The sequence below is a fragment of the Pseudorhizobium xiangyangii genome, assembly GCF_020531965.1.
GTDB lineage: Bacteria > Pseudomonadota > Alphaproteobacteria > Rhizobiales > Rhizobiaceae > Neorhizobium > Neorhizobium xiangyangii.
Genome location: NZ_JAJAWH010000024.1, coordinates 12,528 through 38,326, shown reverse-complemented (window position 1 = coordinate 38,326; position 25,799 = coordinate 12,528). Strand labels below are relative to the sequence as shown.

At 60.7% G+C, this 25,799-nt stretch carries 22 protein-coding genes; 20 read left to right on the top strand and 2 right to left on the bottom strand.

Going from position 1 to position 25,799, the window contains the following annotated elements:
- Positions 1-50: 50 nt before the first annotated feature.
- The 7 genes from LH464_RS19255 (at position 51) to LH464_RS19215 (ending at position 7,308) form a co-directional block, all read left to right on the top strand.
- Complete coding sequence (locus LH464_RS19255; RefSeq protein ID WP_226788030.1) at positions 51-920, top strand: ABC transporter permease; 870 nt, start codon at positions 51-53, stop codon at positions 918-920.
- Positions 917-1,729: an ABC transporter permease gene (locus LH464_RS19250; RefSeq protein ID WP_226788029.1), complete on the top strand. Its 813-nt coding sequence runs from the start codon at positions 917-919 to the stop codon at positions 1,727-1,729. The genes LH464_RS19255 and LH464_RS19250 overlap by 4 nt, the downstream gene beginning before the upstream one ends.
- Positions 1,730-1,750: 21 nt before the next feature.
- On the top strand, positions 1,751-2,836 hold the full coding sequence (locus tag LH464_RS24890) for an ABC transporter ATP-binding protein (protein WP_390625017.1): 1,086 nt from the start codon (positions 1,751-1,753) through the stop codon (positions 2,834-2,836).
- A gap of 38 nt (positions 2,837-2,874) precedes the next feature.
- Entirely contained in the window at positions 2,875-4,377 is a 1,503-nt protein-coding gene (locus LH464_RS19235) for an amidohydrolase family protein (RefSeq protein WP_226788028.1), read from the top strand.
- Positions 4,378-4,385: 8 nt separating this feature from the next.
- On the top strand, positions 4,386-5,162 hold the full coding sequence (locus LH464_RS19230) for a creatininase (protein WP_226788027.1): 777 nt from the start codon (positions 4,386-4,388) through the stop codon (positions 5,160-5,162).
- Positions 5,163-5,259: 97 nt separating this feature from the next.
- Positions 5,260-6,561 carry an amidohydrolase family protein gene (locus LH464_RS19225; protein ID WP_226788026.1) on the top strand — a complete coding sequence of 434 codons (1,302 nt, stop codon included), beginning with the start codon at positions 5,260-5,262 and terminating at the stop codon, positions 6,559-6,561.
- Positions 6,562-7,131: 570 nt separating this feature from the next.
- Positions 7,132-7,308: a PrpF domain-containing protein gene (locus tag LH464_RS19215; protein WP_226788025.1), complete on the top strand. Its 177-nt coding sequence runs from the start codon at positions 7,132-7,134 to the stop codon at positions 7,306-7,308.
- Here LH464_RS19215 and LH464_RS19210 read toward each other — a convergent pair.
- A complete protein-coding gene (locus LH464_RS19210) occupies positions 7,239-7,787 on the bottom strand; it encodes a hypothetical protein (protein WP_226788062.1) in 549 nt (182 codons plus the stop codon). The genes LH464_RS19215 and LH464_RS19210 overlap by 70 nt on opposite strands.
- A gap of 90 nt (positions 7,788-7,877) precedes the next feature.
- Here LH464_RS19210 and LH464_RS19205 point away from each other — a divergent pair, with 90 nt between their 5' ends.
- The 11 genes from LH464_RS19205 to LH464_RS24715 all read left to right on the top strand — a co-directional run bounded on the left by LH464_RS19205 (position 7,878) and on the right by LH464_RS24715 (position 21,698).
- The gene (locus LH464_RS19205; RefSeq protein ID WP_226788024.1) at positions 7,878-8,489 is read left to right on the top strand and encodes a malonic semialdehyde reductase; all 612 of its coding nucleotides are present in this window, start codon (positions 7,878-7,880) and stop codon (positions 8,487-8,489) included.
- A 169-nt stretch (positions 8,490-8,658) separates the two neighbouring features.
- On the top strand, positions 8,659-10,170 hold the full coding sequence (locus LH464_RS19200) for an aldehyde dehydrogenase family protein (RefSeq protein ID WP_226788023.1): 1,512 nt from the start codon (positions 8,659-8,661) through the stop codon (positions 10,168-10,170).
- A gap of 51 nt (positions 10,171-10,221) precedes the next feature.
- Positions 10,222-11,196, top strand: a complete 975-nt coding sequence (locus LH464_RS19195) for a Bug family tripartite tricarboxylate transporter substrate binding protein (RefSeq protein ID WP_226788022.1) — start codon at positions 10,222-10,224, stop codon at positions 11,194-11,196.
- A gap of 71 nt (positions 11,197-11,267) precedes the next feature.
- Positions 11,268-11,741, top strand: coding sequence for a tripartite tricarboxylate transporter TctB family protein (locus LH464_RS19190; protein WP_226788021.1), 474 nt, complete (start codon positions 11,268-11,270; stop codon positions 11,739-11,741).
- 5 nt (positions 11,742-11,746) lie between these two features.
- The gene (locus LH464_RS19185) at positions 11,747-13,252 is read left to right on the top strand and encodes a tripartite tricarboxylate transporter permease (protein ID WP_226788020.1); all 1,506 of its coding nucleotides are present in this window, start codon (positions 11,747-11,749) and stop codon (positions 13,250-13,252) included.
- Positions 13,253-13,329: 77 nt separating this feature from the next.
- On the top strand, positions 13,330-15,099 hold the full coding sequence (locus LH464_RS19180; protein ID WP_226788019.1) for a thiamine pyrophosphate-binding protein: 1,770 nt from the start codon (positions 13,330-13,332) through the stop codon (positions 15,097-15,099).
- A 16-nt stretch (positions 15,100-15,115) separates the two neighbouring features.
- Positions 15,116-16,087 carry an ABC transporter substrate-binding protein gene (locus LH464_RS19175; RefSeq protein ID WP_226788018.1) on the top strand — a complete coding sequence of 324 codons (972 nt, stop codon included), beginning with the start codon at positions 15,116-15,118 and terminating at the stop codon, positions 16,085-16,087.
- A gap of 184 nt (positions 16,088-16,271) precedes the next feature.
- Entirely contained in the window at positions 16,272-16,550 is a 279-nt protein-coding gene (locus LH464_RS19170; protein ID WP_226788061.1) for a hypothetical protein, read from the top strand.
- Between the two features lie 222 nt (positions 16,551-16,772).
- Positions 16,773-17,858, top strand: coding sequence for a tricarboxylate transporter (locus LH464_RS19165; protein ID WP_226788017.1), 1,086 nt, complete (start codon positions 16,773-16,775; stop codon positions 17,856-17,858).
- A gap of 65 nt (positions 17,859-17,923) precedes the next feature.
- The gene (locus tag LH464_RS19160) at positions 17,924-19,939 is read left to right on the top strand and encodes a tripartite tricarboxylate transporter permease (RefSeq protein ID WP_226788016.1); all 2,016 of its coding nucleotides are present in this window, start codon (positions 17,924-17,926) and stop codon (positions 19,937-19,939) included.
- 100 nt (positions 19,940-20,039) lie between these two features.
- The gene (locus tag LH464_RS24715; RefSeq protein ID WP_226788015.1) at positions 20,040-21,698 is read left to right on the top strand and encodes a thiamine pyrophosphate-binding protein; all 1,659 of its coding nucleotides are present in this window, start codon (positions 20,040-20,042) and stop codon (positions 21,696-21,698) included.
- Between the two features lie 67 nt (positions 21,699-21,765).
- Here LH464_RS24715 and LH464_RS19150 read toward each other — a convergent pair whose 3' ends face one another.
- The gene (locus LH464_RS19150) at positions 21,766-22,656 is read right to left on the bottom strand and encodes a LysR family transcriptional regulator (protein WP_226788014.1); all 891 of its coding nucleotides are present in this window, start codon (positions 22,654-22,656) and stop codon (positions 21,766-21,768) included.
- A 581-nt stretch (positions 22,657-23,237) separates the two neighbouring features.
- Here LH464_RS19150 and LH464_RS19145 point away from each other — a divergent pair.
- Together LH464_RS19145 and LH464_RS19140 are read left to right on the top strand one after the other, a co-directional pair.
- Positions 23,238-24,389 carry a 2-methylaconitate cis-trans isomerase PrpF family protein gene (locus LH464_RS19145; protein ID WP_226788013.1) on the top strand — a complete coding sequence of 384 codons (1,152 nt, stop codon included), beginning with the start codon at positions 23,238-23,240 and terminating at the stop codon, positions 24,387-24,389.
- A complete protein-coding gene (locus LH464_RS19140) occupies positions 24,386-25,783 on the top strand; it encodes a CoA transferase (protein WP_226788012.1) in 1,398 nt (465 codons plus the stop codon). Before LH464_RS19145 ends, LH464_RS19140 begins: the two co-directional genes overlap by 4 nt.
- Positions 25,784-25,799: the final 16 nt, after the last annotated feature.

Here is a 25,799-nt window from a genome sequence, read left to right as displayed (position 1 = left end):
CACTCCTTCGTAGTCGCAGGAACCGGTGTCCCTCGACCCGGACGGCAAGGATGATGTCTCAAAAACACGCTAGCTACCGTGCCGATAAACGGCGTTTCGCCGTCCTGATCGGCGCCCCGTCGCTGATCTGGCAATTGGTCTTCTTCCTCTTGCCGCTTCTGTTCCTGGTCATGATGACGTTCTGGTCCGTCCGCAATTTCCGGCTCCAGCCGGATTTCACGCTTGCGAACTGGACGATGATCCTCAACGCCGGCTTCTTTCGGAGTGCCTACCTCTACACGTTCTCGATCTCGATGATCACCGCAGCAATTGCGGCCGTCGCCGCTTTTCCGGTGGCATACCTGATCTCGTTTCGGCTCTCCCCGGCAGCCCAGCGAATGCTGATGGGTCTTCTCGTCATCCCGTTTTTCACCAGCCTGCCAGTGCGCATCTATTCGATGCAGATCTTCTTCAGTCCCTCGGGCCTCATCAACTCGGCGCTCATCGGCGTTGGCCTGTCGCCAATCACCGTGCTCAACACACCGGTCGGTGCGTTGGTCGGCTATCTGACGTTGACCATGCCTCTCGTGATCCTGTTGCAGATCTTCGCGCTGAACGGTGTCGATCGGCAGTTGGTCGAGGCCGCTCACAACCTGCGTTGTGGCAAGTTCAGGACGGTCATCTCGATCATCATACCGTCCGCGCGCGTCGGGCTCGTGATCTCGTTTGCCATGGCCTTCGTATTCGCCTTCGGTGACTATATCAGCCCGCAATTCCTGGGCGGCTCCAATCCTCCGACGCTCTCGATCCTCATGGCTGACCAGGTCAAGTCGGGTAACCACTGGCCCAGAGCATCCGTGGTCGCCATGACCATGATCTTCACACTCATGGCGATGATGGGGCTCCTGCTCAAATTCGCCTACGGCAGGAGCGGACGATGACGAAGCGCACCGGTTCGATCGGCGATACCCTCACGCTCCTGTCTCTCCGCGGCTGGGCCTTCATCGTCTTTGCCTTCATCTTTGCACCGATCGTTTCCATGGCGGCGTTTTCGTTCAATGCCGATCGGTTTCCGAGCCTGCCCTGGGCCGGCTTCTCGCTCACGTGGTACGAGCAGGTCTTCGCCGATCCGATGATCCGGCGGGGCCTCGTCAACAGCCTTCTGGTCGCCCTGGCTGTCGCTCCGCTCTCAACGGCGATCGGCTTCCTGGCGGCTTACGTCGATCACCGCTTTCAGTTCGTCGGCAAGCGTCTCTACATGGCGCTGGCCTCTCTTCCCCCGACGGTGCCTGTCGTCATCATGGGGGTGGCGATGCTCACCTTCCAGGGGCGCATCGGCTTGTCGGGAACCCTGTTCGGCATCATCGCAGCCCATGTCGTCATCAGCGCACCGTTCGCGATGGTTCTGATCCGCATGCGGCTGGCCGAACTCGGCCCGGACATAGAGGCAGCGGCATGGAACCTCGGGGCGGGTCCATGGGCGACGTTGCGCGAAGTCGTGATCCCGTTCTGCGCACCGGCGATCCTTGCGTCGATCTTCATCACCGCCGCCGTGTCCTTCGATGAATTCATGATCGCGTGGTTCATCTCGGGCCAGAACGAAACCCTTCCTGTCAGGGTCCTTGCCCTGCTGCAGGGGCAGGTCAGCCCGCGCATCAATGCCATCGGCACATTGGTCTTCACGACCAGCATGTTGCTCGTGATCCTGGCACAGGCTCTCGCATTCAGGTCGAAAGCCGGCAGACGTTAAGATGAGAAAGCGAAAGCGAACATGAGTGTAACGATCCTCGAACTCGACGGCCTATCGAAAAGCTTCGACAAGCAGTCCGCCGTTTCGGATGTCTCGATCTCCGTTCAGAAAGGTGAGTTCATCGCCCTGATGGGTCCGTCGGGCTGCGGAAAGACGACAACCCTTCGGATGATTGCCGGTCTCGACGCGCCGACTGAAGGCCAGATCCGAATCTGGGGACGCGATGTCAGCCAGGACGCTCCGTGGAGGCGGGATACGCCTCTGGTCTGGCAAAGCTACGCGCTGTTTCCTTTCATGAGTGTTCGCCGCAATGTCGAGTTCGGGCTGAAGCAGCGGGGCATGATCGCAAAGGATCGCACCGTCAAGGCCGATGAGTGGCTTGAACGGATGGGCATTGCGGCATTTGCCGAACGCATGCCGCACCAGCTTTCGGGCGGCCAGCGTCAGCGCGTCGCACTCGCCCGGGCGCTCGCCACCGAACCGGAACTCCTCCTGCTCGACGAGCCGCTGAGCGCGCTGGACCCGCACCTCAAGGTCAGCATGCAGACCGAGCTTGTACGCCTCCACCGGGAACTCGGCATCACCTTCGTCTGTGTCACCCACAGTCATTCGGAAGCCTTCGCCATGGCCGACCGGGTTGTGATCATGGATAAGGGTACCGTCCAGCAGATCGGCGCGCCACAACAGATCCACCGTCGCGCCGACAATCGCTTCGTCGCCGAATTTCTCGGCGCCTCGAACATTCTCGACGTCAAGGTCCTGTATGCGGATGCGTCCGGCGTTGCTGCCGATAGCGCAATCGGCCGTCTCAGCACGCAGGCACCGGCACTCAAGCCTGTTCAAGTTGGTGAGGCGCTGTCTCTGGTCGTCGCCATGGACCGTGTCGAGATTGCGAGATCACTCTCGGGCGCCGTCAACCAGGTGCCCGGTCGCATCGCGATGATGGAAGTGATGGGAGCATCCATTACCGCAATCGTGGAGACCGAAGGCGGTGTGACGCTGAGGAGCCAGCTGTCGTCACGCGACATCGAAAGCAATCCCCTGGCGGTCGGCGATACGGTCGTTGCGAGCTGGGATCCGGCAAGCGCCTATTTCGTCGCCCACTAATCATCCCGCCTCGCGCGGCCATCCCATGGAGATACTAGATGACGACACTGATCAAGGGAGCAACCATCCTTGCCATGGGCGGCGCCCACGGAACGGAGCCTTTCCGCGGCGATATCCTCATCGAAGGCGACCGTATTGCGGCGATCGGGGAAACGCTCGAGGCCCCGGAGGGAGCAGATATCATCGATGGCACGGATCGGTTGGTCATGCCGGGTCTGGTGAATTCCCACCTGCATTCGAACGAAGCACTCTTCAAGGGACGTTACGACAACATGCATCTGGAAACCTGGATGCTCTATGCCTATCCAATCCTCGCCGCTAAGGCTCTGCCGCCACGCCTTGTCTATCTGCGCAGCATGCTTGTCGCCATGCAGTCCCTCAAGTTCGGCGTCACCTGCATTACCGATGACCTGTACGAGAGCCCTCGCGGGGAGATAGAGCTGATGGGAGCGGCGATCGCGGCTTACGACGACGTCGGCATTCGCGCCACTGTTTCGGCGCATGTCGTCGACCGCAATTTCCTCGATACCATTCCGTTCACGCGGGACTATGTCTCTCAGCACCTCCAGGACGAGATAGGCAAGATCACGCCGATGGGCGTCGACGACTATCTCTCCTTCGTGAAGGAAGCGCACCGCCTGTTCCATGGGCGGTCCGGGCGCATCCGCACCATGCTGGCGCCGTCAGCACCACAGCGCTGCACGCCGGAACTGATGTTTGCGGCGAACGACCTCGCTCGGCAATGGGGCACGCCCTACCACACCCACATCGTTGAAACCAAAGTGCAGTTTGTGACCGGTCCGGAATTCTACGGCAAGTCGCTGATGGCCTATATGGATGAACTCGGCCTGCTTCATCCCTGGACGACAATCGCTCATTCGATCTGGGTGACGGACGACGACATCGCCCGCATGGGGCGTGCCGGGGTCTCGGTTGCCCACAACGCGATCTCCAACATGAAGCTGGGTTCCGGTACCGCTCCGGTGCGCAAGCTTCTCGACGCCGGCGTCAATATCGGTCTGGGTTCAGACGGGATATGCTCCAACGATACGCCGCGCATGTTCGACGTCATGCACGCCGCCGGCTTGATGCATAAGGTCAACAACCCGGATACTTCGCGCTGGCTAACGGCATCCGAGGTGCTTCATATGGGAACCTTGGGCGGCGCCCGGACCGCCATGCTGCATGAGGAAACAGGATCGCTCGAAGCCGGCAAGAAGGCCGATCTTCTCGTGATCGACATGACGACTGCGAACTTTTCTCCACTCAACGACATCCGTAACCATCTTGTCTACTGCGAGGACGGAACATCGATCGAGAAGGTCTTCGTCAATGGTGAAGTCGTGGTCGAAAACGGGTGCCTCACCAAGGTCGATGAAGCCGCGCTGCTGGCCGAGCTACGCTCGCTGATGCCGGAGTTCCAGCAATATACGCTGGGTGTGGAAGAGGCCAACCGCCAACTCGAACCCGCATTCACCGAAATCATCCAGCGTTGCCACGCCATGGATATTGGCCTCACCCGCTGGGCATCGGACACATGAGGACGATCATGGCATCTCGCGTAAAACTCGCCGAAATGACGTGGTACGATTTCGCCGATCGGGTCACCGAAGGCGATCCCATCGTGATCATTCCGGTCGGCTCGACGGAGCAGCATGGTCCTCACCTGCCGCTTTCGACCGACGTCATCCTGCCGGAGGAGATCGCGATGCGCATCGCCGCCCAGCTTGACGCCATTGTCGCGCCGCCGGTGAGTTACGGCTACAAATCGCAACCCAAGACCGGCGGCGGCAACCATTTTCCGGGTACGGTAAGCCTCGATGCTTCGACGCTGATCGCCACGGTGCGCGACCTCGTCAACGAATTCGCTCGGCACGGCATACGTAAGATAATTCTTTTCGATGGCCATATGGAAAACCAATGGTTCATCGTCGAGGCGATCGATCTGGCCTTGCGTGATCAGCGGTGCGAAGGAAATCGCGACCTCCAGGTCCTTAAGATCGGCTACTGGGAATACATCAACGCGGACACCGAGAAGGTGCTCTTCCCGGAAGGCCTGTTGAGCTGGGCGCTCGAACACGCTGCGGTCATGGAAACATCCGTCATGCTTTATGTCCGCCCCGATCTGGTTCGGGCGGACTTGGTTCCGGACCATCCAGCCGCAGATTTCCCGGTCTACGACAAGTATCCGATCGATCCATCCAGGATTCCTTCCGACGGCGTGTTGAGCCCGGCACGATCCGCGAGTTCTGAGAAGGGCAGGGCGGTGATCGAGCAGGTGGTGCCTGACATCGTCTCCTCCATCCGGGAGGCGTTCTCGTCATAGCAATGACCATGCGCAGCCAGCTACGAGCGGGTATTTTCGACCGCAAGAGCGTCAACCGAAATAGAACCTGGAGATTTCCAGAACCGGGAGCTTCCCTATGACTTTCGACCTTCTCGTCAAGAATGCCAACCTCGTGGATGAACGGACGGGTATCGACATCGCCGTCAACGGCGGTCGCATCGTTGCGGTCGAGGCTGGTATTTCCGCTGAAGCTGCGAGGACGATCGATGCGGGCGGCAAGCTCGTTACCGCTCCGTTCATCGATATTCACTTTCATATGGACGCAACCCTTTCACTCGGAACGCCGCGGCTGAACCGCTCAGGAACGCTACTGGAAGGCATACAGCTCTGGAGTGAACTGAAGCCGCTTCTCACAAAGGAAGCGGTAATCGAACGCGCCCTGCGTTACTGCGACCTTGCCGTCTCGCAAGGGCTGCTTGCCGTGCGAAGCCACGTCGACGTCTGCGACGACAGGCTTGTGGGTGTCGAAGCTTTGCTGGAAGTCCGCGATCTCGTGAAGGACTACCTGGATCTCCAATTGGTTGCCTTTCCGCAGGATGGGCTCTATCGCTCGGCGACCGCGGAAAACAACCTTCTTCGCGCCCTGGATATGGGCGTCGATGTCGTCGGCGGCATTCCCCATTTTGAACGGACCATGGAGGACGGCCGCCTTTCGGTGCGAGCGCTATGCGAGATCGCAGCAGAACGAGGCCTCATGGTCGATCTGCATTGCGACGAGACGGACGATCCCCTGTCGCGCCACATCGAGACGCTTGCTTACGAGACCCAGCGCCTCGGACTTCATGGAAGGGTGGCTGGCTCGCATTTGACGTCCATGCATTCGATGGACAACTACTACGTTTCAAAACTCTTGCCGCTAATCGCCGAAGCCGAGATCCATTGCATACCCAATCCGGTGGCCAACATCGTGCTGCAGGGACGCCATGACACCTATCCGAAGCGCCGCGGCATGATGCGGGTGCCGGAACTGATGGCGCTCGGCGTCAACGTCGCCTTCGGGCAGGATAGCTGCATGGATCCATGGTATCCATTCGGCAATGCCGACATGCTGGATGTTGCGCACATGGCGGTCCATACCGGCCACATGACGAGCCAGGACGCGGTGAAAGCGTGTTTTCGTGCGATTACCGAAAACGCAGCACGCGCTTTTGGTCTCGAGGGATACGGCGTAAGCCCGGGCTGCAATGCGGACTTCGTGCTGCTGGATGCCCGCGACGCTATCGAGGCAGTGCGCTTGAGGGCGAGCCGTCTTGCAGTCGTTCGACGTGGCAAGGTGATCGCCGAAACGTCCCCCCGCAGCACTGCTCTCTTGATCGAAGGCAGGCCTGCTTCGGTTAAGCCGTGGCGATATGCGCCGGTGGAGCATTCCGTTTCCTGACAGTCGAGCAACTCCACTCTAGATCTATCCTGTCTGCCAGAACTGAAGAGGCGCAGTCGAACCTGGCTGCGTCTCGGCACCGAAAGGCAGGTGATGATTCCCCTGTGCAAAATGAAATGATGACGATGTAGGCTAGCTTGAGGACAGTTGCTGTTCGACATAGGCGTGGAAGCACTGGCCCTTGATCGGGCCGTCGAAGACGCAAGGAGCCAGCCGATCTTTCTCAACGCCCGAGGAATGTCGCCGGGCGCCTCCCCCTGATGTCCGGCAATTTGCGGGACTAGCCAAGTCGGATTTCATGCTTTCGCGATAAGTTTTTGCTATCGCCAGGATGGCAACCACCGAACTATCGCTATTGGAATAGCATTATCTTATGGACAGTCCGAGATTTTAAAATGGCAGGGGAACCGGGCCTGAGATGCGCGTGGCACTTGCCAAGGGGCTGAAATAAATCTGCGGACGGCATTCCCTGCCCGTGGATGTGTAGGGGCCTTCCAAAGGCGCCTATTTTTTCTGGCGCGTGACTTACGGCTGGATACCGCGAACTGCGACGCCCTGTTGCCTTAGATCATGACCTCGCCGGATATCCGCCAGATGGACGGCATCGGAGGCGCCCATCCGCTGACCTCGAAGGTTGCCGTGACGTCACCCTCGACCCGTGGCGACGCTGACGTCGATTACCTTTCCGGGAGGTGTTTGTCGATCAGCCGATCGATAGCGATGCGCAGGCCCGCGGCAACATCATAGCCGGCGTCGATCGAGCGGGGTCTTGTCGCGAAAGTCGCGATGAGACGGAAGTCCGGTTTTACTGTCGAATATCGGCGAGGTGGGCATGGCGCGGATCCAGACCCCGAACGGCCGCGTTCGCTGTGACGGGGATACCGAGATCGCCGGAGTTCCGGGCGCACGCGCCGCGGTGTCGGGATGCTGGCGGCGGTGACGGTTGCCACCGCCGCGCTCCTTGCCGGCAGCACCGCTGCCGACAAGCGGTGGCGCCGGCCGACCATCGTTTTAGGATCGAGCATCCAACCGCGATGATGGAAGTCTTCCTCGATGTAGTCGATGACGGCTCCATTCACGGCGCCGGTACTGTCAGAACGGTGCGCAAGCTGTTCGATTGTAAAGTTTTCCCCCGATAAGAATGCGACGGCTGAAAAGCCGCCGATCACTGGGCGCAGGAGAAGTATACCGTGCAGGACAGCGCGCCGTTCGTCTCGGTTGATCATCCGCTATAGCTACTTCTTATCGGCCAGCTATAGATCTAATGCGCATTCCGGCAAGCGCGATGTTATCTCATTTGCAACGGAGGAACACGCATGGACACCCTGGGAGTTGGCCGCCAAGTTGCGGAGGACGCAAGTCTGGATCTTCTGTTTCGGCAAGCGCGGACCTATTACGGATGGTTGCTCAAGCCGGTGACCGACGCAGTGCTGACCCAGATCTACGATCTGGCGAAGATGGCGCCCACCAGCGGCAACTGTAACCCGATGCGTATAGTCTTCGTTCGTTCGGCTGAAGCCAAGCAGCGGCTGCTACCAGGACTGAAACCCGGCAATGTCGACAAAACCATGGCAGCACCTGTTACCGCGGTGCTCGGCTTCGATACCCAGTTCTACAAGCATTTCGACCTTTTGGCACCGCATGCCCTGGATCGCATTGCCGTATACGAGGCGGATCCAGACCTTGCGCTCAGGGCTGCCTTCCGCAACGGCACGCTACAGGGCGCCTATCTGCTGCTGGCGGCGCGGTCGCTGGGGTTGGATTGCGGACCAATGTCCGGCTTTCTGCACGATGTGGTCGACGAAGCGTTTTTCCCGGGAGGACGGGTGAAGTCGAATTTCCTGATCAATATCGGTTACGGCGATCCGGCAAGCCTGCGTCCGCGCGGTACCCGGTTCGATCTGGAGGATATCAGCACCATTCTCTGAATGAGGCCGCGCGCAGGCTGTAACAGGCCTATGAAACTTATGAGTATGGAAGAGATCCCATTTTATCTCGCCGCCGCATTGCCGAAGCATTTTTTGAAAGCGGCACCAGTTCGCGCGAGCTTTTCGGTTCGCCTCCATGGTCCGCCCGGAATTGGGAAGAGGAAAACCGATGACCGCTAAATTTGAACACTCCAACGCGCCAGCCGCCGGCGCATCCGTCAACGACTGCCTGCCGAACCACCGCGAACTCTATTACGGTGGCGCCTGGCACCCGTCGATCTCCGGCTGCCGCACCGGCGTCATCAGCCCGAGCACCGGGGAATCGTTGGGCGACGTTGCCGAAGCCGGCCCCGCCGACGTTGACGCGGCGGTGGCGGTGGCAGCCGCTGCCTATCTCGAATGGCGCCGGGTGGCGCCTGCCGAGCGGGCGAAGATCCTGCGGCAGGTCGCCGGCATCATCCGCGCCAATGCCTACGAGCTGGCGCTGATCGATGCCATCGACGGCGGGATGCCGGTCGAAGAGATGCTGCGCGACGTTGCCAATGCGGCGTCGCAATACGAGTTCTTCGCCGGACTGGTCACCGAGATGAAGGGCAGTTCCGTTCCGCTCGGGCCGGACTCGATCAACTTTTCCGTCCGCGAGCCGCGCGGCGTCATCGGCCGCGTCATTCCGTTCAACCATCCCTTCATGTTCTGCGCCGCCAAATCGGCAGCCCCCATGGCCGCCGGCAATACCGTCATCGTCAAACCACCGGAACAGGCGTCGCTGAGCGCACTGCGCTTTGCCGAACTGGTCGATGGCATCCTGCCGCCCGGCGTGTTCAACGTGCTGCCAGGCGGGCGTGACGCAGGTGCGGCACTTGCCTCGCATGTCGACATTGCCATGGTATCGCTGATCGGCAGCGTTGCCGCCGGCCGCGCGGTCATGCGTTCGGCGGCCGAAACCATCAAGCCGATCCTGTTGGAACTCGGCGGCAAGAACGCGCTGGTTGCCATGGCCGATGCCGATGCCGACGAGGTGGCCGATGGCGTCATCGCCGGCATGAATTTCACCTGGTGCGGCCAGTCCTGTGGCTCGACCAGCCGCGCCTTCCTGCACACGTCCATCCACGACAAGGTGGTCGAACGCGTCAAGCAGCGGATGGCAAAATTCCAGCCCGGCGATCCGACCGATCCGGCCACCACGATGGGCGCGATCATCAGCCAGATGCAGATGGATAAGGTGCTGGGCTTCATCGAGCAGACGAAGAGCGAAGGGGCGACGCTGCTGTATGGCGGCAAACGTTCCACGGATCCGCAGCTTGTGAACGGCTTCTTCGTCGAACCAACGGTGTTTACAAATGTGACCCAGTCGATGCGGATTGCCACGGAAGAAGTGTTTGGGCCGGTGCTGTCGATCTTCCGCTGGTCGGACGAAGCCGAGATGCTGCGGCAGGTCAATGGCGTCGAGTACGGCCTGACATGCTCGATCTGGACGAATGATATCCGCAATGCCCACCGGCTCGCAGCCAACGTGCAGGCCGGCTACGTCTGGATCAACGAAGTGTCGCGGCATTTTCTCGGCACGCCGTTCGGCGGCTACAAGCAGTCCGGTCTCGGCCGGGAGGAATGCTTGGAAGAACTGCTCGCCTACACCCAGGAAAAGCACATCCACGTGAACTTGAAACGGCCGGCGCGGTAGGGGAGGCCAACCACCACGGCTGACGATATCAACCAAGGGGAGAGAGAAAAAATGATTACTACAAAGCATTCGCGGTTTGCCGCGGGCACAGCCTTTGCAGCCGTTTTGCTGATCAGCGGCACTCCGGCATTCGCCCAGTCGGCCGACTATCCGTCGGACCGCATCACACTGACCGTCGGTTTTGCCGCCGGTGGGTTTGCAGATACCTATGCACGCATTCTTGGCGATGAACTCGGCAAGAAATGGAAGACCGTCGTTACGGTCGAAAATACCGCCGGCGCCGGTGGCAACACGGCGGCGTCGTTCATCGCCAATCAGGAGCCGGATGGCTACAACATCCTGGTTACAACGACAGCGATTGCCATCAACCCGACGCTCTACAAGTCGTTGGATTATAAGCTCGACGACCTGACCGGCATTGCCGTCCCGGTATCCTCGCCGGAAACGATAGCCACCCATCCGTCGCAGCCGGGCACGCTCAAGGCCTTCCTCGAGGCGCATCAGGGTAAAGAAATCACCTTCGCCACCGCCGGCGTCGGTTCCGGCTCGCACATCGCTGCCGAATACTTTCTCAAGGTGATAGCAAAGGTGAACGCTGCCCATGTGCCGTTCCGCGGCGGCGCCCTCTCGGTCCAGGCCGCCCTCGGCAATCAGGTCAACATGGTCGCATCCTCGTTCGGCGTGACTCCGCAGGTGGTCGAAAAGGCCCTGACCGGCCTGGCGGTTGCCAGCGCCGAGCGCAACCCGGCCATGCCGGACGTGCCGACCTATGCCGAGGGCGGCTATCCGTTCATCGCCGAATCGTGGGTCGGGCTGTTCGCTCCGTCGAAGACACCCCCGGAAGTCGTGGAGAAGCTCAACGGAGCCATCAACGAGATCATGTCCGAACCCGAAGTGCAGAAGAAGCTCAGCGACATGGGCTACCAGCTTCATATCCGCACCGTTCCTGAAGTCGCTGCCTATGTGAAGGAAGAGGGCGCGAAATGGGGCGAGATGGTCAAGGCCATCGGCGTGACCGTCGAATAGCCCCAAGCATTCATCGCCGAGCAGGATCGCGTTCGCGCGGTCCTGCATCGCCGGGGAGGAAACATCAGACCATGAAAACAGATCTCGTCAAATCATCGCAGAACCTCATCTCCGGGCTGATCCTCATTGCCTTCGCAGCAATCGCAGTCTGGTCACTGAGCAATCTTTCCCAAGGCACGGTCACCTCGATCGGCCCGGCCATGGTGCCGCGCACGGTGGCACTGCTGATCGGCCTGGGCGGGGTTGTCCTGGTCGTGCTCAGCCTGCTGCACGAGAGCGAGCCGTTGGAGCGCTGGCATGTGCGCGGCCCGGTCTTCGTGTCGCTTGGGCTGATCGCCTTCGCCCTGACGATCAAGGTTCCGGGCTTCCTGGTGGCGGCGCCACTGTCGATGATGATCGCCGGCTGGGGGTCGCAGGACGCCCGGCTGCGCGAACTGATCATTTTTTCCGTCGTGCTGACCGGTTTCTGCATCCTGCTGTTCAAAGTCCTGCTCGGACAACAGTTGCCGATCCTCGTCATTCACAGTCTTTCGATAAGGATCTGAATCCGATGATGGAATTCTTTGGGCATCTCGGCCTCGGGTTTGCCGTCGCGCTGACGATGCAGAATATCATCCTCTGCTTCGTCGGCTGCCTGGTGGGTACGCTGATCGGCGTGCTGCCGGGGATCGGGCCGATCGCCACGATTTCGATCCTACTGCCGCTGACTTTCGGCCTTGAGCCGACCTCGGCGCTGATCATGCTCGCCGGCATCTATTATGGCGCTCAGTATGGCGGCTCGACCGCCTCCATTCTTCTCAATATCCCCGGCGAATCCAGCGCCGTCGTCACCGCGCTCGACGGCCATGCCATGGCACGCAAGGGCCGGGCCGGCGTTGCCCTCGGTATCTCTGCGATCGGCTCATTCTTCGCCGGCTGTTTCTCGACGCTACTGATGGCCGCCATGGCGATACCGCTTGCCAGCATCGCCCTGATCTTCGGCCCGGCCGAATATTTCTCGATGATGGTAATGGGCCTTGCCTTCGCCATCCTGCTGGCCCGTGGCTCGATCCTCAAAGCCATACTGATGGTGCTGGTCGGCCTGCTGCTGGCCGGCATAGGTCCGGACCTGACCACCGGCCAACTGCGCATGACCTTCAGCCAGCGCTGGCTTTCAGACGGCATCGAGATCTCGCTGCTCGGCATGGGCCTGTTCGGGATGGCCGAAGTGTTCCGCAGCCTCGAGCACGGCGAATCCCGCGACACCGTACGCACCGCAGCTATCGGCCGGCTGCTCCCCAATAGGGCGGAAATGAAGCAATCGGCCAAGCCGATCATGCGCGGCACGCTGCTCGGCTCCATCCTCGGCTTGTTGCCCGGCAATGGCGCGGTGCTGGCGCCGTTTGCCTCCTATACGCTGGAAAAAAGGCTGGCGAAGGATCCCAGCCGCTTCGGCCACGGTGCCATCGAAGGCGTTGCAGGTCCGGAAAGTGCCAACAACGCTGGCGCCCAGACCTCGTTCATTCCACTGCTGACTCTCGGCATTCCGCCGAATGCGGTGATGGCGGTGATGGTCGGCGCCATGACCATCCACGGCATAGTCCCGGGTCCGCAGATCATCAGCAAGACGCCGGACATCTTCTGGGGCATCATCGCCTCGATGTGGATCGGCAATCTGATGCTGCTGGTGATCAACCTGCCGCTGGTCGGCCTGTGGGTGAAACTGCTGAAAGTGCCTTACCGGCTGATGTTCGTCGGCATCATGATTTTCTGCTGTCTCGGCGTGTATTTCATCCGCCGCGAACCGATCGACATCCTGATGCTCGGCGGGCTGGGGATCGTCGGCTACGGCCTTGCCAAGCTAAATTTCGAGCCGGCGCCGCTGACGCTCGGCTTCGTACTCGGGCGGATGATGGAAGAGAACCTGCGCCAGGCACTGATCATCTCGCGTGGCGACATACTCACTTTCGTCGAACGGCCGATCAGCCTGGTTTTTCTGCTGCTGGCGATCGTCATGCTCGGTATCGGATTCCTGCCCAAGGTCAGCAAGCGGCGTGAGGAAGTTTTTGTCGAGTAGCCCGTTAAGCCCAGCATGATCGTGCGGTGTCGCGGTCAAGCGACACCCTAATAGACGTCTTTTGGAAGTTATCAGATATGAATGAGACACCTGTGCGCATCTCCGACGGCCCCGTGGTATGGGGCAGCGATGTGGTCGCCGACACGATCAGGGCACTCGGCTACCGCTATATCGCGCTGGTGCCCGGATCGAGCTTCCGTGGCCTGCACGACAGCATCGTCAACCACCTCGGCAATCATGATCCGTCGATGATCGTCTGCCTGCACGAGGCGCATGCGGTGGCGATTGCCGACGGGTTTTCGCGGGTCGCCAACGAACCGATGGCGGTTGCCCTGCACGCCAATGTCGGCGTTATGAATGCGTCGATGATGATCTTCAACGCTTGGTGCGACCGCCGTCCGATGTTGATTATCGGCGCTACGGGTCCGGCCGATGCGCATAAACGCCGGCCTTGGATCGACTGGATCCATACCGCCAAAGACCAGGGAGCGTTGATCCGGAACTATGTCAAATGGGACGATCAGCCCACCTCCGCCGAAGCTGCGATCGAAGCGGTGCTTCGCGCCGACCAGATCAGTCGTACCGCACCGCATGGACCGGTTTATGTTTGCCTCGAAGTCGAGATGCAGGAAACAGCGCTCGACCGCGAAGTGAAGGTTCCGGCCGTGCGCCGCTATGCGGCCCCCGATTCTCCGGCGGCTTCCGCCGACACGCTGAAGCGCGTCATCGACATCCTACGCACTGCGAAATCGCCTGTGTTGCTGTTCGGCCGCGGCTCGCGCGAAATCGAGGCATGGGACAATCGCATCGCGCTGGCCGAGGCGCTGGGTGCCGTGGTCATGACCACCATGCACAACGCCTCCGCATTCCCGACTGAACACAAGCTGCACGTCCTGGCGCCGGTCGGCGAGCGTCCGGATGCGGCGGAAGCGGAACTGCTAAAGGGCGCTGATGTCGTGCTGTCACTCGACTGGCACGATCTTGCCGGCTTCCTCAGCGCCCGCTGTGGCGGTAGCCAGACCCAGACTCCGGCGGCAGCGACCATCATGCATTGCTCGCTTGACGGTTATCTGGCCAATGGTTGGAGCATGGATCATCAGGCGCTCGCGGCAGCCGACGTCAGGGTGCTTGCCGATCCGGACAGTTTTGTCGCGCAGCTGTTGGCTGAAATTCGCGGCGAGGGCAGTTGGACGCCGCTGGCGACGGCTGCGGATGCAGGTCCGCACTGGGCACTGGCCGCACCACTGGCGCCGGATGCCAGCCTGCCGTTCAATGCAGAGCAGCTCGCATTTACAGCCTCCGCCTTCGCACGCGACCGCGACGTCACCTTTGCCCGCCTGTCGTTCGGGTGGCCGCGCTCAGCCAGCCGCTTCACCTCGCCGCTCGACTTTCTCGGCAAGGATGGCGGCGGTGCGGTAGGCACAGGCCCCGGCCACACCGTCGGGGCTGCGCTTGCCCTGCGGGATAGCGGCAGGCTGACCATCGGCGTGATGGGAGACGGCGACTACCTGATGGGCGTGAACGCGCTGTGGACCGCCTCCAATCTGCAGCTACCGATGATGATCGTCGTGGCCAATAACCGCTCCTATTTCAACGATGAGATTCACCAAGAACGCATGGCGGTGCAGCGTAACAGACCTGTCGAGAACAAGGGTATCGGCCAACGGCTCGAAAATCCGGCGCCGGATCTGATCGGTCTGGCGCGCGCCCAGGGCTTCGAGGGCGGCGAACCCGTCACGGATGTCGTATCGCTGCGGCTGGAGCTGGAGAAGGGTGCGGGGATCGTGGCTGCCGGCGGTCGCTACATCATTGATGCCCGGATTATCGCCGGCTATTCCGACAAATAGGCCTTGGAGAGTTTCTGTGAACAAGTTTCTTTCCGTCGGCTGCGGGGCCTACGACCGGACGTGGCCGCTGATTGCAAACCGCATTCCAATCGTCGGCTATGATCTGGACTGGAAGATCCTGCCTGCCGAGGAAGTATTTTTGCGCGGCATGCTCGGTGGTGAATTCGCCATCGCCGAGATGTCGATGAGTTCCTACCTGCTGCAATGCTCGCGCGGGGAACACCTCTACGAGGCCATCCCAGTCTTCGTCTCGCGAAAGTTCCGGCACGGCGCGATTTACATCCGCGCCGATGCAGGCATCACCAAACCCGAGGACCTGCGTGGCCGCCGGATCGGGCTGCCGGAATATCAGCTAACCGCCAATGTCTGGATCCGGGGTCTGCTTTCGGATGAATACAGTGTGCGGGCGGAGGATATCGACTGGGTAATCGGCGGTATCGATGCGCCGGGGCGGGACGAGAAAATTCCGGTAACCCTGCCGGATACCTTCCGCACCACCAAGCTCAAGCCGGGCGAAACGCTGTGGTTGCTGATGCAACGCGGCGAGATAGACGCGATCATCGCGCCACGGGCGCCGCAGGCTTTCATCGACGGCGATCCTGGTATCCAGCGGCTTTTCCGCGATGTGATTGTAGAAGAACAAGCCTACTACAAGAAAACTGCGCTGTTTCCGCTGATGCACGTCATCGGCCTTCGCAAGGATCTCGTTACTCAGTCGCCGGATTTGCGCAAGATCGTGTTCGATGCATTTGAAGCCGGGCGGCGCTACGCCGTCCATGAAATGCATCAGTCAAATTTCGACGCCGTCATGCTGCCATGGATGAGCGAGCAGCTCCGTGAGGCGGAGGCGGTCATGGGGGCGGATTACTGGCCCTATGGCCTTGAGCCAAATCGACATGCTATTGATACTCTGTGCCGATATTCCCATGAGCAGGGCATTACAAACAGCCGGATGACGATCGAACAACTTTTTTACATCCCAGATTAATCTAGTTCTGCTGGTCGTTGGTGCAACCACTAATCGCTATTGTCTTCTGATCAACTCTGTCGTTCGGCAGGCATGATGAAGGGTCGCGGCTAAGCAGGAGAATCTTCGCCTGCGTCTATCCTCGATCCTATGAAATACTCAACGTAAAGTTCCTTGATCAAGACGATCGCGAGCGAGCAGATTGGTGTCGCCAGAACCGGCCTGCCGATTCGCATCTGAGAGGAGCGTCCGGCAACGACAACGGGATAGGGCGGTTGTCCTCGACGAAGAGGGTCGATCGGATTTCGGGCTGCTGCAACGCTCGCTTGGCGCCAGCGGCCGTGGACAAGGCAAGCTATACGAGATCCTGCTGCCCATGTGCCTGCAGCCCCACCATTTGCATATCCGTCGCCTCGATCCGGCCAGAAACATGGCCCGCTTCTACGAGCAGTCGATCGAGCCGACCCTGCAGCCGTCGCCTTGAGGCATGCTGCCGGCTGGCACCACCCCGCGCCTGATGAGCCTATTCATAGGCAGATAGTGAGCAAAATTCATCGATGAATGAGATGTAAGAATTTTTCTCTTAATTCCCCCCGTGGCAATCTGCCGCATGCGGCTGGAGGAGCTGCGTCATCGATTGAATTGATCGTCGGCTGCACGCGGGCAGCGCTACGAGCGCTGCCAGTGATCATGGGAGGGAAATCTGATGAACCTACGGAATATGGGCCGCACCGTTCTTGGCGGGATGGTGGCCGGCGTTGTCGCAACTGCGACCGTCCAGGCACAGGATCTGTCCGGAAAAACAGTGGAATTCGTTATTCCATTCGCAGAATCGGGGGGGTCCGCCGCGTGGGCGAACTTCTTTGCGCCTCTGCTCGGCAAGCATCTACCCGGAAAGCCTACCGTGGTGGTGCGTTATCGCCCTGGCGCAGGATCGACAGAAGGCGCCAACTGGTTCCAGCAGCAGTCGACTTCTGACGGCACCCTGATTTTCGGACCCTCCGGCAGTACGCAGTTTCCATACCTGCTCGACGACCCGCGCGTCCGCTACGAATATAAGGATTGGAAGGTGATCCTTTCATCCGGTACCGGCGGGGTGGTCTTTCTTCCCCCGGATCTCGGGGAACGGTTCGATGGCGACTTCGACGACTTGAAAAGCGAATCGTACCTCTACGGTTCGCAGGGCGCCACCACGCTTGATCTCGTCCCGCTTCTGGCATTCAAGCTCCTCGGCCTTCAGGTCGATCCGGTGTTCGGTATCGAAGGACGCGGTGACGGCCGGCTGATGTTCGAACGCGGTGAAGCCAATATCGACTACCAGACGTCTTCAGCCTACCTGAAGAGCGTGGTGCCGCTGGTGGAGCAGAAGCTTGCGGTGCCCGCCTTTACCTATGGCTCTCTCGATGCTGACGGCAACATCATCCGGGACCCGACGTTCCCGGATATTCCCACTTTCAAGGAGGTTTGCGAGGCAACCGAGGGATGTGAGACTTCCGGCATCGGCTGGGATGCCTGGAAGGCGTTCTTCGTTTCCGGCTTTGCCGCGCAAAAGCTCATCTATCTTCCTGGCTCTGCAAGCCAGGAGGTGGTCGACATGTACAGCAAGGCCTTCGAAGCAATCATCGCGGAGCCGGATTTTGCGAAGAACTCCGAAGAGACCCTTGGTGTCTATCCTCAGGGTATCGGTAAAGCGGCGCAGGTCGCCCACGAGCAAGCAATCGCCGTATCGCCGGAGGCGAAGCAGTATGTGCTCGATTGGCTGAAGGACGACTACGGTATCACGATGCAGTGACGCGTGAACCCGACGCACGATAGCGCGTCGGGTTTCCTCAACCCGCTGCTCGAAAGGTCTCACTGATGGATATCTTCAACACGGCCCTGCCGGCACTCGGCGAGGCCTTCTTCCTCCTGTTGCAGCCGCAGCAGATCATGTACCTGCTGCTCGGTGTCTTCCTGGGCCTTCTCGTGGGCGTCCTGCCCGGGATCGGCGGCATTGCCGGCTTGTCGCTGCTGCTGCCGTTCATATACGGCATGGATCCGGTTTCCGGCCTGGCGCTGATGGTTGGTCTCCTGGCCGTCAATCCCACGTCGGATACATTCTCCTCGGTGCTGTTGGGAATCCCGGGCGGTGCGTCCTCGCAAGCGACGGTCCTCGATGGTTTCCCGATGGCGAGGCGCGGAGAGGCTGCGCGTGCCCTTTCCGCAGCCTTCATGTGCTCACTCTATGGGGGGCTCATCAGTGCGCTGGCGCTGACCGCCTTCATTTTCGTTGCCCGCCCGCTCATTCTTATGTTCGGCATACCGGAAATGCTGATGCTGGCAGTGCTCGGCATGTCCATGGTGGCGATCCTGGCGGGACGCGTACCGCTCAAGGGCGTGATTGCGGCCGGGCTCGGCCTTCTTGTCGGAACGATAGGAGCGGCAGGTGCCGGCGGAAGCCTGCGGATGGCAACCTATGACATGCCGTATCTGGTCGACGGCCTGCAGATCGTGATCGTCGGCCTTGGAATCTACGCCATTCCGGAAATCGTATCGCTCCTTCGGGAAGATCAGAGCATCGCTCAGGGCAACAGCCTCGGGACCGGATGGTTGCGGGGCCTCGGGGACTGGTGGCGTAACAAGTGGCTGTCCACCAAGTGCGCCATCATCGGAGTGGTTGTTGGGATCATCCCCGGTCTCGGCGGTTCCGTCGTCGACTGGATTGCCTACGGCTATACGGTTCAATCGACCGCAGACAAGAGCCAGTTCGGGAAGGGGGACATCCGGGGTGTAATCGGACCGGAGTCGTCGGCCAATGCGAACTACGGCGGAGCCCTCATTCCAACTCTTATCTTCGGGATTCCTGGTTCGGGCTCGATGGCGGTCTTCCTGGGTGGGATGGCGCTGCTCAACCTGTCACCGGGGCCGCACATGGTGCGGCAGAATCTCGACATCACCTATACGATTGTCTGGTCTCTCGCCCTTGCGACACTGTTCGGCGCCGGCCTTTGCATTTTGCTTGCCAGCCAGATCGCCAAAATCACGAAGGTTCGTTTCACGCTCCTGGCGCCGCTCCTGTTCATGGTGATCGCGTTCGCGGCCTTCCAGTCGCGGATGTCTCAGGGTGATCTGATTGCTCTGATCTTCGTCGGGTTCCTTGGCATTCTTCTCCGGCGCTTCGATTATTCCCGACCTGCGTTTCTGATCGGCTTTGTGCTGTCGGGCCAACTGGAAGCGTTTGCCAATATGGCCAACCAGATCGCCGGCGCGCGATTCACTCGTGATTTCGCAACGGGGATGCACTACATCGCCTCGCCGCTCGTGCTCGTTATCCTGACGCTTACCGTCGCCTCCCTGTGGTTGGGGCTGCGCAATGCCAAGCACGTTATCGAGACGGAGGCTACGGCGACAGGCGGAAAGCGAACCCCGGTTTTCTTCCTCTTGTGTATTACGGCCTACGTGACGGTGGCTTTGGTCAATGCGCTTTTGATCGAGCGCGTCGGCGACAAGATCTTCCCGGTCGTCGTCGGTACGGTGACATTGATTGCCTGCGTGGTGCTGCTGATACAGATGCGTCTCGTCTCGGAAAGCCATCCCATGTTCATCGATCTGGAGACCGGCGGCGCGGAGGCAAACCTGCCGCATGGTCTATGGAGAACCCTGTCCTGGTTTGCTGCACTTCTCCTCTTGTCCGTCCTGTTCGGCTTCGTAATCGCGTTGGTGCTCTTCTTCCTAGCCTTCTTCCGTTACCGAGCCGGGTTAACGCCTCTGATGGCTTTGCTCTACACCGTGGGGGGCGTGGCAGGCATGCTTGCCTTTGCGGGGCTTCTCGGCCGTGATTTTCCGCCTGGCTTGCTGCAGGCCTACACGGATCTGCCGTGGCCCTTACGATAACTTTCGGCCGTTCCGGAGTTGTTCCGGAATGGCGATCTCCGGTCGTACGGCATGTCCTTGACCGTCACGATGATGACACCAACAGCATTGGAGCTGCCGCGTGAGTGAACGCAAGACATATCAGGTTCTCGCCGAGGCCTTTTCACAGGAGGGCGTGACCACATGCTTTGCCCTTCTCGGGGATGCCAACATGAACTGGGCGACCACACTTGCTGGTCTCGGCACCAGAATGATCTACGTTCGTCACGAACACTGCGCCGTCGCATCTGCAATGGCGTATGCGCGCAAGACAGGAGATGTCGGCGTTGCCACGGTGACCTGTGGTCCGGGCCTGACCCAGATACTCACAGCTCTGCCGGCCGCAGTGCGCGCCAGGCTGCCGCTGGTGATTTTCGCGGGCGAGGCGCCGCTGAAGGCAACCTGGTATAATCAGGCCATCGATCAGGCCCCGTTCATCCGTGCGGCCGGCGCGACCTACCAGCCTTTGCACCACCCATCCCATATGGCAGAAGCCATCCGGGACGCATTTCTGGAGGCACGGACGACAAGCCGGCCTGTGGTGGTGGGGGTTCCTTTCGATCTTCAGGACCTCCGATGGGAAGGGCCGGACGTTCTACCGGTTCCCTCGCGGGACCTCGTCCCCAAAGTCGGAGCGATCCCGCCTCATTCGGACGATGTCGCAAGGGCAGCGGAGCTTATCGGCTCGGCGAAGCGGATCGTCGTGATGGCGGGCATGGGGGCGGTGGCTGCCGGTGCCGGGTTTGCCTGCCGCCGGCTTGCTGAGCGCTGCGATGCACTTCTCGCCACCACCTTGCCGGCACGTGGGCTTTTCCACGATGATCCGTTCTCGATAGGTATCGTTGGCGGCTTCTCGTCCGCCGCGGCCCGCGAGCTATTGGGCGAGGCGGATCTGGTGATCGGCGTCGGCACCATCCTGGCCCATCACAATGCCGAGGGCGGAAAGCTGTTCGGACAGGCGCACGTCCTGCAGATCGATGTCGAGCCACTGACGGTCAGCCAGGGTCGCATTGCTGCTGACAGCCATATTCGGGCCGATGCCAGACTCGGGGTCGAAGCATTGATGGAAGCCATCGAACAGCGCCAGCCGAGGTGGCGCAGTGCACAGACGGCCCGGCTGATCCGTGAGACGCCGATCGACCCGGAGCCCTTTGCAGCAGAGCCGGGGCTTCATGATCCGCGCGATGTCGTGGAGGCGCTTGAAGCGAACATGCCGGTCGAATGGGAAATGGTGAATTCGTCCGGCCATTGCTCCTTCTATTTCGCCCACATGCGGTCGCGACCGCAAGAGCGGTTCCTGACGATCCGGGAATTCGGGGCGATCGGCAATGGCATTTCCTTCGCGATCGGCGTCGCGGCCGCGCGTCCGGATCAGACGGTGGTACTGTTCGACGGCGACGGTAGCCTGATGATGCACATCCAGGAGATCGAGACGATCCGGCGGCACGGAATGAATATCCTCATCTGCGTATTGAACGACGGTGCTTATGGCTCCGAAATTCACAAGCTCCGCTCCGAGGGCCTGTCCGATGAAGGCGCTGTCTTCGGTCGTCCGGACTTTGCCTCTATCGCAAACGGCTTCGGCATCGGAGGGGCGACGGTCAAACACCTTACCGACCTTCCACGGCTGATTGCCGAATTCGGTCGGGCCGGGGGGGCGGCGATATGGGATTTCCCCGTTTCGGACAAGGTGATCTCGCCGGTGATCCGCAAGGCTCATCCGCCGGGCAGGCACGGATGACGTGTCGGCTTGCTTGTTGCGAGTAGGGACCACGCGGCACCTGCAAAGGAACCTGCCCCGCCAGCAATCAGATGTGCATGAGGCGGTTGCGGATCAGTTCCAGCAGCGCCTCCGCGGGCGGCGAGAGGGGCGAACCCCGCCGCCTGATCGCGCCGATGTTACGCGACAGATCGACGTCGGCAAAGGGCAGGCCGACAATGTTTGCCGGTGATTGGTGCATGGTCAGGCGCGGCAGGACGGTCAGTGCGACACCCGACGCCACGAGGCTCATGGCTGTCGCCGCGTTCTGAACCTCGAACCGCCAATCCAATTGCCTGCTAACGTCTCCGAGCGAGTTTTCCACCAGCTGTCTGTTTGTAGACTGCGTCCGTATCCGCACCATCGGCTCACCCAAAAGGTCCTCACGAGTGACGCTCGTTTGTTCTGCGAGACGGTGCTGCCGATTGACGAGCAGAACATAGGGCTCCCGGCACAGCGATTCGACTTCGAGGTCCCACGGCGTGGCGCCGATAATGGTGATGCCGAATTCTGCCTCGCCTTCCTTTACCAGATCCATGATCCGGCCGGCCGGCTGGTCTAGAAGTACCACCTGAAACCCTCGGTGGCAGTCCGAAAAGGTCTTCATCAGATGGGGCAGGTAATAGCTGGCGATCGTCGGAAGGCAGGCGAACACCATGCAACGCCGCGCCTCATGGCCCGTTCCGCGGGTGGCCTCATAAAGCTCTGCCAGGTTCGCCAACTGATCGCGAACCTGCGGTAGCAGCAGCTGACCGGCCTTGGTCAGGGAAATCTCGCGCGAGGTTCTGACAAGCAGGCGCGTGTTGAGGTCCGTCTCAATCTTGCGCACCCGGTGGCTCAGCGCCGTTTGCGTCAGGTTGAGTTTGCGGGCGGCCTTCGAAAAGCTGCCGAGTTCGGCCACCGCGACAAAGGCTTCAAGACCGAGATAGTCAACGCGCATGGCCTGTCCTGTCCTAATTCTGCTGCACGGCAAAGTTTCTACGTTGGTCGATCCTACCCAACGTAACCTGTCGTGCAGGAAGTGGCGTGAAGCGGCTGGAGCAGCTTGGGCTATAGGGTATCGAACCGATGGCCCTTGTCACCATGTTCGCCCCCAGATCCCGGTTGGGGGCATTATCCGGTTGAGCTCAAATGTTTGACCTCGTACTGACATCTGGTCGGGCCTGCGGATGTTATCAGCGCCATCCCGTCAACCGCCACCCCTCTCGCGCTTCCTTGGCGTAGCGGAAGAGCGCCCGGAAGCGATAGATGCCGCACATGATACAGCCGACCCAGCTGCCGTCGAGATGGTGAAGCGTGCAGATTTTTTGGATCGCCTGCCAAATCGAGGCTTCTTGCCTGAGCGTCGCGGCAGGTTCGCCGGTGTCCCGCTAGAAGGCACGGATTTCGTACCCGTTTAAGCGCACGCTCATGCACGGTTCGCCCTCTTTTCATTGTTGCATGCATTTGTATACGATGATTATGATGGGACTTCAGCGATGTCAACGGTGTGGCATCGCAGGTCCTGTGAAGGGTAATCCATTGACGCAAGTCTTCGTACCGGCCGCCTTCTACCGTGGTGGCAGCAGCAAGGGTGTTTTCTTCCACGCCCGCGATTGCCCGCCTGATCGTGATGCACTTGACAGCATGCTGTTGTCGGCTCTCGGCAGTCCGGATCCCTATGGCCGACAATTGGATGGACTGGGCGGCGGGAGTTCGAGCCTGTCCAAGGCGGTCATCATCGGTCCGCCGACCCACCCGGAAGCGGATGTCGACTACACGTTTGCACAGGTCGCAGTTGATCGTCCAGTGGTCGATTGGGGCGCCAATTGCGGCAATCTCTCTTCGGCGGTCGGGCCTTTCGCGGTAGACGAGGGCCTTGTGTCCTTTGCCGATGGGGAGGCGCTGGTTCGCATCCATCAGGTCAACACAAAAAAGATCATCCACGCCCGTTTTCCTGTCCACCAGGACAGTGCAGTGACCAGTGGGGATTTCACAATAGACGGAGTTTCCGGCAGCGGCGCACGTATCTCGCTCGAGTTTCTCAGCCCCGGCGGTTCAGTCACGTCTGGTCTGCTCCCCACCGGAAAAGCAATCGAAATCATTGAACTCGACGGCCGCTCATTCGAGGTCTCAATCGTGGATGCCACCAATCCGGTCGTCTTCGTGGCTGCCGGGCAACTCGGAAAGGACATCTCCACTTTACCTGATGTCATCGAAGCGGACCGCGATCTCATGGCGCTTCTGGACAGGCTACGGCGTCTCGCGGCGGTCCGGATCGGACTGGGCGTTTCTCCCGACAGCGTCGGGCTCGCCAATCCCAAGATAGCGGTCATTGCATCACCCGGCATTTTCACGACGCTGGACGGCCGGCGCCTTGGCCCCGCCGAGCATGATATCGCCGTTCGAATGTTGTCGATGGAACGCGTTCACCGGGCCGTCACACTCACTGGCGCCATGTGCCTGGCGGCTGCCTGTGGCATCCGGGGATCCCTTGCCCATCGCCTTGCCAGCACGCCTACCGAGGCAGATACCTTCCGCGTAGGGCATCCTTCGGGCGTCGTTGCGGCTGGTGCTCGTGTCGCGGCCAATGGAGCCGGCTGGGACGTGGCCAGTTGCACGGTCTATCGCACAGCACGCCGGCTCATGCAGGGGGAGGTCGCCGTTGCATCATTCGCGGGAGGCCAACCATGACGCTGGGTCGGGTCGAGCACCCGCTTCGTTCACTGCTTTTGGCCGTCGGTTGGGCCGACGCTCCGGTCGAGCGGCTCATCGTCGAGGAGCGGCCGAAGGTACTCGCGACGCCTTGGCCGATCGCACCGATGGCCACTGCCGCACTAGGTGCAGTGGGTCTTGCAGTCTCCCGCATTCAGGAGTTGCGCTCGGGAAAGGTGTCATCCGTGGCCGTGGATACGCGGGCAGCCGAGGTGGCGATGGCGAGTTCCAGCTATCTCATGGTCAATGGAAGGCCCGCAAAGTTCCGCGATCCCTTCACCGGCTTTTATCCGGCGGCAGACGGCGAGTGGGTCTATCTCCACGGGAACTTTCCCCATCTGCGCGACGGTCTTCTCAATATGCTTTCAGTGGGCAAGGATCCGGAAGAAGTCCGGGCTGCGGTTGCAAGCCGGTGTGCTTACGATATTGAGGCAGAGGCAATCCGGCTGGGTTTGTGCGCGGCACGTGTGCGCTCCCGTGATGCCTGGGTGTCAGAACGGGAGAGCGTGGAGGGGGGCAGCGGATCACCGATTTCCCTTGAACGCCTGGCCAGCGGGCCCGTCAAGCCGTTTGGCCATGCATGCGGCGGGCCGCTTGGTGGCCTGCGAATGCTTGACCTCTCGCGTGTGATCGCCGGCCCGATGGCCGGCCGAACCATGGCGGAGCATGGCGCGTCCGTTATTCGGATCGCCGGTGCCAACTTGCCGTCGATTACCTCGCTGGTGATCGATACCGGCTTCGGCAAACGCTCGGCCTTCATTGATCTGGAGACGGAGGAGGGACGGACGCAGCTGCGGACATTGGCGCGCGATGCTGATATCTATCTCGATGCCTATCGTCCCAGCTCGCTGGACCAGCGCGGTTTTGGGGCTTCGGCGCTTGGCGAGTTCAACCCGAGTCTTGTCTCGGTGTCGCTATCGGCCTTCTCGAAGGAGGGGTCGTGGCAGTCGCGTCGAGGCTACGACAGTCTCGTCCAGGCGACCACTGGCATGGCTCTCGACGGCCTATCGGACAGACCCGCGCTTCTGCCGTGCCAGCCGCTCGACTACCTGTCCGGGTATCTGGCCGCTTTTGCCGCGATGGTCGCCTTGATCCGCCGCCACGAGACAGGTGGACGCTGGCATGCCGCAATGTCGCTTTCGGCGACGGCCGAGTGGATGTGGCAAATGCGCGCCGACCTCGGTGACGACCCCCTTCAGCCGCATGCCAACCCGGGCCATGCGGAAGTCTCCGACCTTATGGAAGGCTTTGACACCGCTTTTGGTCATGTGAGGGCACTGCGGCCGGCGTTGCGGTTCGATGGGTATCCGACCGCCTGGACTAGCTTGCCGGTTCCGCTTGGTACTCATGCCGCGGTCTGGCCGGACATGTGAAGGGAGGTGGCGCAAG